General features: G+C 43.8%; 8 protein-coding genes. 4 read left to right on the top strand and 4 right to left on the bottom strand.

Features of this window, described 5'->3' with window-relative positions:
• The coding region (locus tag E1163_RS20185) for a sensor histidine kinase (protein WP_155174270.1) at positions 1–1,336 on the top strand (1,336 nt) is incomplete at its 5' end.
• A gap of 263 nt (positions 1,337–1,599) precedes the next feature.
• A complete protein-coding gene (gene tnpA, locus E1163_RS20180) occupies positions 1,600–2,061 on the top strand; it encodes an IS200/IS605 family transposase (protein ID WP_155174269.1) in 462 nt (153 codons plus the stop codon).
• A gap of 459 nt (positions 2,062–2,520) precedes the next feature.
• On the opposite strand, the gene E1163_RS20175 is transcribed toward tnpA, so the two are convergent.
• The 3 genes from E1163_RS20175 to E1163_RS20165 all read right to left on the bottom strand — a co-directional run bounded on the left by E1163_RS20175 (position 2,521) and on the right by E1163_RS20165 (position 7,026).
• The gene (locus tag E1163_RS20175; protein WP_155174268.1) at positions 2,521–4,956 is read right to left on the bottom strand and encodes a TonB-dependent receptor; all 2,436 of its coding nucleotides are present in this window, start codon (positions 4,954–4,956) and stop codon (positions 2,521–2,523) included.
• Between the two features lie 132 nt (positions 4,957–5,088).
• Complete coding sequence (locus E1163_RS20170; RefSeq protein ID WP_155174267.1) at positions 5,089–6,342, bottom strand: sensor histidine kinase; 1,254 nt, start codon at positions 6,340–6,342, stop codon at positions 5,089–5,091.
• 3 nt (positions 6,343–6,345) lie between these two features.
• A complete protein-coding gene (locus E1163_RS20165) occupies positions 6,346–7,026 on the bottom strand; it encodes a response regulator transcription factor (RefSeq protein ID WP_155174266.1) in 681 nt (226 codons plus the stop codon).
• A gap of 194 nt (positions 7,027–7,220) precedes the next feature.
• Here E1163_RS20165 and E1163_RS20160 point away from each other — a divergent pair, with 194 nt between their 5' ends.
• Positions 7,221–8,399 carry an MFS transporter gene (locus E1163_RS20160; protein WP_155174265.1) on the top strand — a complete coding sequence of 393 codons (1,179 nt, stop codon included), beginning with the start codon at positions 7,221–7,223 and terminating at the stop codon, positions 8,397–8,399.
• A 68-nt stretch (positions 8,400–8,467) separates the two neighbouring features.
• Here E1163_RS20160 and E1163_RS20155 read toward each other — a convergent pair whose 3' ends face one another.
• Positions 8,468–10,477, bottom strand: coding sequence for a TonB-dependent receptor plug domain-containing protein (locus tag E1163_RS20155; RefSeq protein ID WP_155174264.1), 2,010 nt, complete (start codon positions 10,475–10,477; stop codon positions 8,468–8,470).
• Positions 10,478–10,693: 216 nt separating this feature from the next.
• On the opposite strand from E1163_RS20155, the gene E1163_RS20150 reads away from it, so the two are divergent.
• The gene (locus E1163_RS20150; RefSeq protein WP_155174263.1) at positions 10,694–11,509 is read left to right on the top strand and encodes a PhzF family phenazine biosynthesis protein; all 816 of its coding nucleotides are present in this window, start codon (positions 10,694–10,696) and stop codon (positions 11,507–11,509) included.
• The last annotated feature ends 32 nt before the right edge of the window (positions 11,510–11,541 follow it).

Here is an 11,541-nt window from a genome sequence, read left to right as displayed (position 1 = left end):
ATTTACTTTCAAAGTTGCAGCCAGGCTTTTCATGATCCTTGCGGTTATGGCTGCTTTTGCCTTGATCTTTGGAGATGACAGGCTGTTCTTTAATCAAATCATCCTGCTTATTATACTGGTTGCTCAGGTAGTGGAACTGCTAAGATTCATCAACCATACCAACCGGGAGCTGGCGAAATTCCTCCTGGCCATAAAATACCGGGATTTTTCGATCAACTTCAGCAAAAGCAAGATCGGACAGTCGTTTGAAGAACTCAATGAGGCATTTACCGAGATCATCGATATTTACAAGAATGTAAAAATGGAGCATGAAGGCCAGTTTCATTATCTGAAAATGGTGGTCAGCAACATCAATATCGGCATCATATCTCTTGAGAACAATGAAAATATCGTATTGATCAACAAACCGGCTGAGCAAGTGCTGCATGCGGAGGGTGTTAAAAACTGGAAGATACTGAAAGCTAAACAGCCATCGTTCGTGCAGGAAATTGACGCCATCGGCGACACTGGCCGTAAGCTGATCAACATCGATGCCCATGGTGAACCCCGGACGTTGTCTGTTGATGTGAATTCAATGATCATGCTCAACAAAAGCTATAAACTGATCACTTTTCAGGATATCAAAGGGGAAATAGAACAAACAGAAATAGAGGCATGGCATAAACTCATCCGAATTCTTACCCACGAGATCATGAACAGCGCCACGCCTATCTCTTCCCTCACCGAAACTATGCAGAGCATGCTCGAAAAGGATGGGCAGCAAAAGCCTTTGGAAGAACTGGATGAGGAAACCATTGAGGATCTGCGCTTTTCACTAAAAACCATCAAAAAGCGTAGCGATGGTATGGTTTCTTTTATTGATGACTACCGAAAGCTGACCAAAGTAGCCAAGCCAAAGCTTGAGCCTGTACCGGTGCAGGAGCTGTTCAACACTATCGAAAACCTGATGAGCAGTGAGCTGGACAAAGCAAATATCCGGTTTGAATCACAAATTGATAACATCACTACCATACAAATGGACAGCCACCTTATCGAGCAGGTACTGATCAACCTGGTCACCAACAGCATACATGCACTGGAAGGGGTGCCTAACCCTGCCATACAGTTAAGGGCTTACCAGGATTATGACAAGCAGGTGGTTGAGATTCAGGACAATGGCTCCGGTATCCCTCAAAAAGAGCTTAACCAAATATTCGTACCCTTCTTTTCCACAAAAAAACATGGTTCCGGCATCGGCCTGAGTCTCTCCAAACAGATCATGCATTTACACGGCGGCAACATCAAAGTAAGCTCTGAACTTGGCAAGGGCACGGCGTTCAGGTTGTTTTTTAGGTAGGTATGTGATGTGAAAGGTATGTGTTAACATTATAATAGATAACTAGAAAACTCTCCAACCAGTTTATTTTGTCCCTACGGGACAACTATTCAAAATGATTATTGTTCCTACAAAAATTTTATCCCTACGGGATTGGAAATCCCATGGTCATCATAACTATACCTGTAAAATACCCCCCTCCACCTGAAATGTTACCCTGAATTATTTTGTAGATGCCGTTAATTCTAAATAGTTTATCGGCATCAAAAGAAATTTAGTAAAACATGGCCAACACCTATACCCAACTTTACATACAATTTGTATTTGCTGTACAAAACAGAATAAGCTTGATACAACCACGCTGGGAGGCCGAACTCTATAGGTACATAGGTGGGATTGTAAAGAACCATAAGCATAAATTAATTGCCATTAACGGCATGCCGGATCACGTGCATTTGTTTGTTGGTTTTCACCCTACGCAATCTATATCTGATTTTATGAGAATTGTAAAAGGTGAATCATCAGAATGGATCAATAATAAAAAATTTGTTTTAGGAAAATTTCAATGGCAGGAAGGATATGGGGCTTTTTCATATGGAAGGAGCCAAATTGATGACGTTTATCAGTACATTCAAAATCAGAAGCAACATCATAAAGTGAGGCCTTTTCAGGAAGAGTATAAATTACTGCTCAAAAAATTCGAAATTTCATTTGACGAGCGTTACATTTTAAATTCAGTTGAATAATTTTTACATTCAATTTGGTTTTAGGTAAGAACAGAATTTACCTCCGCCCCTTATATCAATTGACTTCAACAGCTTGTTTATTTTGTCCCTACAGGACAGCCTAATCCTAAATGAATATTCTACAAATGTTTTATCCCTACGGGATTATATGGCACGGTATTAATTCGCAATTAATGTTCCGGCTGGGAGGCAGCATTGGTTCAAACTGGTCCCGGAGGGACATAATATTTGTAGAAAATCTATACATCATCCAACAGCCCCGTAGGGGCGAAATTTACCTCCAACCGATTAAGGTCAGATAATGAAACAGGGAACTTGACCTCAAAAAACAAAAAGGTCTGCCGTGAAGCAGACCCTGGGGACTATTTATTCCATTTAGCACCTCTCCTTAAAATGCGTGGAAATATATTTAGTCCCCGAATATTGATGGCTGTATGCCGCTGGTATGTTGCTCAGTTGTTAAAATCCATCATCTCCGCCAAAATCACCTCCTCTTTCTCCGTTGCCTCTTTCGCGGGTCTTCTTTTGCTTTAGGCGATAGGTGAATGTTGCCGTTACCTGTCTGGCCCTCCATTGAAACTCAGAATCCTGATAAAGGTCTTCCGTATCGGTTTCCCACCTCCATTTTCTGGAGTTTAAGAGGTCTCGGACGTTGAGGGCTATGGTGCCTTTGCCTTTAAATACATCTTTACTAAATCCCATGTCGATCATATAAAAAGCTTTTGTTCTACCTTGGGTGCTATTTTGAGGTGCCCTGTAGCGGCCGCTGATCTGGTAATCGAAGGCATCGAAAAGTGTCATCTTAGAGGTAACGCGGGCTGACATGGTATAGGTGTCGTTTGACAGGTCTTGCTCCTGGTATTGTCCTTTGGTGGCTGAACGGTAAAAGTTGGCGCTACCATTCATTTTCCACCATTTGCCAACATCTTTGGAAACGGTAAACTCCACACCATAAGCATCACGGCTATTCAGGTTTAGTGGCACGGCATAGGTGATGCTGTCTTCCACATAACGGATCCTGTCGATCACCCCGGTGGAGTGGCGGTAGTAGAAGCTTGTAAACAATGATGCAGAATTCCAGTTTTTTAAATAGCCGATTTCATAGGCATCAGTATACTCCGGGTCAAGGTCAGGATTTCCTGCCCTTATATTACGTGAATCTGTGAAGCTTGAAAAAGGATTGAGGCTCCAGAATCCCGGGCGGTCGAGCCTTCTGCTGTAGCTGGCCTGTAGTGAGTTTTGATTTTTAAGCTCGTAGGTTACATGCGCACTGGGGAAGAGGCCCGTGTAGTTTTTATCATTTTTAAGGTCATCCTGCACCAGCTCGGTAGTAATATCGGTGATCTCGGTTCTAAGGCCAACCTGATATGAAAATTTATTTATTTTATTACCATAGATGGCATATACCGCATGGATATTTTCATCATAGTTAAAGTCATTGGTAAAACCCTCCAACATTACAAACTCACCATCTTCAAGCTGCTCTACAATGTAGGCATTATCAATTTTCCTGAATGAGCCTCTGTATCCGGCCTCCACCTTGGCATTTTTTCCAATAGGATGTACATAATCGGTTTGCAACAGTAGGTTGCTTTCAAACTCATCGTTTAATGACTGCTGAAAAACATCCGGCTCAAATACCTCGCCTGGCAATGGCACCAGTCCCTGTCTTTGCTCTGCATCTTCCACTTCGCTACTTTCCCTGTACTGTACATCTGCTGTAAGCTTATGCTTTTCGTTGCTAAATGTTTTGGTATAGTTTAATGAAAACTCAATATTCTCTTCATCTTCCAGCTCGTTATCGAGCCTTTGGGTTCTGGCTACGAGGTTGCGGTTAATATCATAATCGGTGTAAAACAGCTCCGTCTCGTTCTCTTCATCAGAAATACGATAAAGTGCCGCTACGGTAATGGTATTTTTATCGTTAAGATAGAAGTCAGAACCAAACCTGAAATTGTTGGATATACCTCCACGAGTCCGGTCTCTGTCGATGTCAGTGTAGTATGTTGTATCTTCTTTGTAGAATATCTGATTGGCAAATCCTGAGCCGGGGCTTTTTCTGTAGTCGATACCATAGTTGGCAAACAGGTTCATCCATTTTTTACGGTAGTTGACATTAAATGAAAGTCCGTAATTATCAGGATATCCGGCATTGGCACTGAATGAACCATTAACACCATCGTTATTATCCTTTTTCAGAATGATGTTGATAATACCGGCATTACCCTGGGCCTCGTATTTGGCAGATGGATTGGTTACCACTTCTACACGCTCAATAAGATTCCCTTGTAACTGCCTCAGGGCATCGGTGCTGCTGATGCCTACCAATCCTGACGGCTTGCCATTGATCAGCACGCGGACGTTACCGCTTCCTCTTAGGCTTACATTGCCTTCAATATCAACATTTACAGAAGGGATGTTGTCCAGTATGTCCGCGGCACTGGCTCCTGTATTGCTCAGGTCCTGCCCCACATTAAACACACGCTTATCAAGCTCCATTACCATCTGGCTCTTCTCGCCTGTTATCACTACCTCTTCGAGGGTTTCCGCATCGGGACTGAGCTTGATTACACCCAGGTCTTTGCCTCCGGGCTCGAGGGTGACATTGAAACTTTTGGATACATAGGAAATGAATTGTACCTGCACGATATATTTCTCTGGCCTGCCTTTTACTGTAAACTTTCCATTGGCATCAGTGATCCCTCCATCTATAAGGGTACTGTCTGAGGCTTTTAATAAACTAACAGATGCGTATTCCAGTGGAGTACCGGATTCGGTATCCATAACGGTACCGGTTACTGCAGGAGGCTGTCCGGCTCCCTGGCTATCGCCTCTCTGCGCAAACGCTGCGGTAACTGCAAAAAATGCTAATAACAGTAAAAATTGTTGTTTCATGTATTTAATTTATGTCTTGAGTTTTTGAGAATTACGCTCAACTGCACCTGCCTTTCCCTATGGTTGTTAACTACAAAACTAGACCACGGGTTTGATTTAAATATGTATGAAATCTGAAGTAATTCTGAAGTTTTAAAATATCACCTCGATCGTATGGTCGGGTTCCTGATATTGGTAAGAAATATCAAACGAACTCACTTCACATATTTTCTTTACAATCGACAAACCCAGGCCTACAGACTCTTTGCTCTGGTTATCCTTTTTGAAGCGCTCAAAAAGGGAGCCCGGGTCAGATTTAAGGGCTCCTCCTGTATTACTGATCGAGAGCCTTGTATGGGTTAATACCACATGGATACGGCCTTCTTCATAGTTATGCCTGATGGCGTTTTGCAGAAGGTTGGTTACCATAATAGCCGCCAGGGTACTATCCATATTCACTTTTACATGCTCCTGTATCTCAGACTCAATTTTTATGGATTTGAGGTCAGCAAGTTCTTTGAAATCAAACAGCAGCTTTAATAAAAGTTCACTGAGATTGATCTCTTCGGTACTTTCAAACTCCTTGTTCTCAATTTTTGTCAGCAACGACAAGGCTTTGCCCATCCTGGAAAGGCGCTGTACTGACCCCTGAGCCGATACGATCAGTGCGACCTGCTCATCCGTGAGGTTATCCGACTCCATGAGCAACTCGAGTTTACCATTGGCAATGGAGAGTGGCGTCTGCATTTCATGCGATGCATTCTCGGTAAATTCCTTTAATGACTGGTAGTCCGTCTGGATCTTCTCCGTCATTTCTTCCACGAACTTATTAAGCTTATCAAACTCTTTGGTGTTCGATTTTTTATACTTAATGGGGTTGTTTTTTCTAAGGCTAAAGTTTTTGATGTGATCCAGGGTGATGTTAAAAGGCTTTAACAGGAAGGCCGAAGCCACCCAACTCAGGATAAGCACCACTACAAGAAGTAATAAGTAAACCTTCACCAAGGCTTCATTTACCCCTTCGGCAATGTCATCTTCTTCAACAATAAGGTCATAAAGGGTAATTTTATAATACTGCTGCCCCACTTTTTTAACTACATCCAGTTTATTGTGGGGCTCCATGCGCTGCAGCGTACTATGCATCACTACGGTATCCGAAAAAGCTATTTCCGTTTCCTCTCCCCGGGTACCGAGAGGTATGATCTTTATTTTGTCACGTTCAAAAGGCTTATGAAGCTTTCTGCGCTCGATCATTCTGATGGCAAAGTCCAGCCGTTCCCTCAAAAACCTTTGTTCCTCATATATGACTTCCCGCATAATGATCTGATGGGTGATAATGCCCCCGATCAGGAATACAACCAGCGAGATCAGCAGGTAAAGCAGGGTGATTTTGAATATCAGTTTCATGTGCTAGATATTAGGGTTGAATTTATACCCCGAACCATACATGGTCTGTATGTAGTCACGCCCGCCTGCCTGTACGATCTTCTTTCTCAGGTTTTTGATATGCTGATATACAAAGTCGAAGGAATCTACCGAATCCATATAGTCGCCCCAAAGATGCTCTGCAATGGACTGCTTGGTGAGCACCCTGCTTTTATTGACGATCATGTAGAGTAGCATCTCGTATTCCTTGCGGGTAAGGTCAAGGTACCGGTCATTGACTTTGACCTCCATCGTATCGGTGTTAAGGCTTATTTCATTAAATATGATGTCATGAGCCCCACCCAGGTTCCTCCTCCGGTAAATGGCTTTTAGCCTTGCATTCAGCTCAGACAAATGGAAAGGCTTGGGCAGATAATCATCGGCACCCAGGTCAAGGCCCTGGATCTTGTCATCCAAAGCATTTTTGGCCGACAGGATCAGTACTCCGGCATCGGCATTCTGCTGCTTAATGAACCTGAGGATATCCAGTCCGTCCCCATCCGGCAGCATGAGGTCGAGCATGATAATGTCGTACTCAAATCCGGAAAGTTTATTGATTGCTTTTTGATAGCTGTTACACCACTCGCACACGTAGCCTTCCTTGGCCAGATACGATATTATATTGCTGGCAAGCTCGGCATGATCTTCTACTAATAACAGTTTCATCTACTTACTTCGGCTTTTTATGCACTGAGCATCTTTCAGTGTCCTGAGCCTGTTGTTTTGATTTTTGTTTACATTCAAATATATCAATAGTTTCTGAAGAGATTTTGAAGTGCCTGGTCTCTGGATATATACATGATAAGCGGTTTTGGCTTATCCGTAACAATACATTAACTTTCGGGTCTTAAGCTACAGCATTGAGAGACACCCGTTTAAGGCCCGGTTATGTTTTGCCGATCATTGTTATCGCCCAGTTTGCAGGCACATCGCTATGGTTTGCCGGTAATGCTATTTTACCTGACCTGGACAAGGCACTATCACTTCCTGCCAATGCACTGGGCATTATTACCTCCGCAGTCCAGCTTGGGTTTATTGCAGGCACACTTACTTTTGCCTTTCTTACCATTGCAGATCGTTTTTCACCTTCAAAAGTATTTTTCACCTGTGCCCTGCTTGGCAGTATTTTCAACCTCGGGCCTCTCTTTTCTACCGGTTATGAGGTGATCCTCTCTTTCCGCTTTATTACAGGCTTCTTCCTTGCCGGAATATACCCAATTGGTATGAAGATCGCCTCGGACTGGCATGAGAAAGGGCTGGGCAAAGCTTTGGGGTACCTGGTAGGTGCCCTGGTACTGGGCACTGCCTTTCCGCACCTGATCAGGGATCTTACAGGTGGCCTGCCCTGGAAGTACATACTGATAGCCACTTCATCAGTAGCCGTTATGGGTGGTGTGGCCATATTGGCCGGCGTTGGTGACGGGCCGTTCAGAAAGCGGGGAAGCAAGTTTGACCTAAGCATAATATTTAAACTTTTCAGGCACAATAATTTCAGAAATGCCGCTTTCGGGTACTTCGGCCATATGTGGGAGCTTTATGCCTTTTGGGCTTTTATCCCGTTTATATTGAGGTACTATAACGCATCGGCAGGCACTGACCTGAATGTGCCGCTATGGTCTTTCATAACCATCGGGGCCGGATCACTGTCATGCGCCATAGGAGGCCATGTAGCTATGAGATTTGGTAGTAAAAAAGTTGCTTTTGCAGCGCTGGCTTTGTCAGGTATCTGTTGTCTTTTGTCTCCGCTACTGTTCATGGTTCCGGTTGGCCTTTTTATCCTGATCCTTTTGATTTGGGGCATGGCCGTGGTAGCTGACTCCCCACAGTTCTCAACCCTGGTAGCGCAAACGGCTGACAAAGCTTACATCGGTACGGGGCTTACGGTGGTCAACAGCCTTGGCTTTGCCATCACCATTGTCAGTATTCAGCTATTGACCTGGCTCGATTCGCTTATCGCTCCTGATTTTTTATTTATTGTATTGCTTATAGGGCCGGCTTTCGGATTGGTTCACCTGGGCAGGGTCGGAACAGAAAAATAAAAAAGGAGCCTCCTCAGTTCAATAACCTTAAACATCAAACCTCATCCTTGGAGGCCCCTTTCAACTAATCAATTAAACTTAAATCTGTATTTCAATTTCACCACTATCTCTCTGCCCGCAGCAGGTAAAGGTGAGTGTCCGCTATTATACGGCTGTATGTAAGCGTAATCATTGTCTGTCAGGTTATAAACTCCTGCACCGGCTGTTAGCCCTTTGGTAAAAAGGTCTTTATACTGGAAATAAAGATTTGCAAATACCACTGGATCGAAAGTGGCCAGTACCGGATTGTCATTGGCATCTGCTATTACGAATCCTGCCCGCTCTCCCAGATAAGTAACGGAGGGGCTGAAAGTAAGTTTCTTCGTCAGCAAAAATGACCCGAAAAGATTGGCTTTACCCTGAGCGAAGCCCAATAGTTTGTCTTTGTCCCCGGGCACATTGTAAGATGCCACTTTGTTGTCGCCATGGGCTGTATAATAGGAATAGTTAAAGCCCAGCGATCCCCAGGTGTCCTTGTATTTATATTCCAGTTCCACACCCCTGGTACCTGTTTCGTCGTAGTTTTCGTAGCCTTCCGCATCGGTATCACTATCATAAAAGTAAACAATGGGGTCTTCGATCCTTATGTCGAAAAAGTTGGCGGTAAGAGCCATTTTAGAAGTAAGCTGATATCCGGCTTCCAGTTCAAAAACTGTAGTGAGTTCAGGTTCGATATCTGGATTAGGATCAATATTCTGAATACTTGGCGCCCTGAAAGCCTGGCTAAGCAGCAGTTTACCATGAAACCTGTCAATCACTTTGGTAACCCCAATTCTCGGTACAAATGAATCACCAAACTGCTCATGGTTATTATAGCGGGCACCTACCGTAACATTGGCGAGGCCCAACCTGAACAGTCCCTGCCCATAAGCACTGAAATTGTAAAACTCCACATCGGTGCTATTGGTTATTTCATACTCATAGCCCGGGACTGATTCTCCTTTGTCCACATAGTATTGCATACCGGCTATCACATTGATCTTAGGCGTGAAATTGACATTCAGTGCCAGGTCTCCCAGAGTTTGCTCAACAGTTTTATCAGCAAAAACACCCGCGTAGCCATTCTCGTCCAACTGCCGGGCTAAAGCACTGTTTGTAAGCCAGGGTTGCTGATTTTTATATTTGATCTTCGGGGTTAGTTTAACCTTATCCGATACCTTATAGTCATACTTTATCTCTGTATATACTCCCTTGAAATGCATATCTACCGGCACCGGCATAGCCGCATCAAAAAGATCGCGCTGCTGCACCTGGTAGTCTTCGTATATCAGCCGTATACCCAACCCTTTGTATGACAGGCCACTATTGATATGCAGGTTTTTTAGTTCGGAGTTATCTTCCATATCGTAAGAGTCTCCATAAAAATCAGTATAAGTTCTGTCGCTTCTGTTTCCCTGCCCTACGGTTAATTTGGCATCAAAAGCCACATCTCCTGTGCTTCTGCCTACCATAACCGTACCTTCTGCCCTACCCAGTGTTTCCGACAACTGCCCGTATGTACCTGCCACACTAATACCATTAAGGGCCTTTCCTTTTTTAGTGATGATATTAATCACACCCAACTCTGCATAACCACCGTAAATAGCAGACCCCGGGCCCCTGATTATTTCGATTCTCTCTATTTGCTCCAGCGGAAAGTGGTGACCTAGCTGGGTGGTTGCAAAACTTCTTTCATTCATCTCCTGACCATCCAGTTGTATCAGAATTTTCCCCTCGTGCCCCCAGTTACCTCTCGCCCCTACACCGACCACACCCTGCACATCCACACCAAACTCAAAACCGGGGATCATACGCAGTACATCGATCAGGTCGCGGGCTCCGGACCTTGATATTTCATCTGCCGTGATCAGGTTAACAATACCCGGAGACTCTCTTGGAGACAACGCTTCGGTTGAAGCCACCGTAATGGTCAGGTTCATAAGCTCTTCTAATGACATCGAAAAATAATCGGTAGTATCCGATTCATTTTGGGCATGGGTTTGAAGTGACGTTATTAGAAAAATGACTAAGATCAAAGAGGAAATGGAAGAGTTTTTCATAATATTTAGGGGTTAAATTATTGACAAGACTCTTCAATCAATATACAAAATGATAAGGGAAATAAGAAGCTAGGTTATTAGAAAAGTAATACGAATATTGCATTATACCCAAACATAATTCCCAAAGAAGGGTAAAATTCAATATTTGGGACATGAATTACAATTTAAACCCGTGTTAATAAGAAGGTTATCTAGCTTCTTCGAACCAACAGCTTTATGAAAATCAGCACTTATATTATAGATGCCTTTACGGATGAAGCTTTCAAAGGAAACCCTGCGGGGGTATGCCTCGCAGAAAGCCAACTGCCTGATAAAACCATGCAGGCCATAGCCGGTGAACTTAACCTTTCGGAAACGGCATTTTTGCTTCAAAATGAGCAGGACAAAAACGTATTTTCTATCAGGTACTTTACACCCACAGTTGAAATCCCTTTTTGTGGCCATGCTACATTGGCTTCGGCCAAGCTTGTGCTGGATGTACTGAAAAATGACCAGGTAGAATTTGTAACCGGTCATGCACTTCACCTTTTTGCCTGGCCAGAGACGGGCGGCAGGATCAAAATGAAGTTTCCGCTATACGAAACAGTTGATTACCAGACAGACAACAGCTTGTACCACGCACTGGGGATCAGCTTCCCGGTAAATACCCGGTTTGCCAAAGCGCTGGACATGCTGCTGATAGAAGTAGAAAACAAACAACTTCTGGAAAGTCTCACTCCCGACTACCCTCAACTGCTGGCAAGTACCGACACTGTCAAGGAAGTGGTGGTCACTGCCAAATCTGATGATGATGAATATGATTTTTATTCCCGGTGCTTTTGCCCGTGGATAGGCATTAATGAAGACCCGGTAACCGGTGCAGCCCATTCCGTACTGGCAAAATACTGGGGCAACCTGCTGGACAAAAAAGAAATGAAGGCCTATCAGGTTTCAAAAAGAGGCGGGTATTTGCAGCTTAAAATTACCAGTGATACAGAGCTTGAAGTTATAAGCCAGGCCCATGTGGTTTTGGAAGGCACTATGCATGTGTAGCAAAACATCTCAGCCGCGGGCATTGGGCCGAC

Origin of the sequence: Fulvivirga kasyanovii, assembly GCF_009711405.1 — a bacterium.
Lineage (GTDB): Bacteria > Bacteroidota > Bacteroidia > Cytophagales > Cyclobacteriaceae > Fulvivirga > Fulvivirga kasyanovii.
This window is presented reverse-complemented; position numbering and strand designations above follow the sequence as displayed.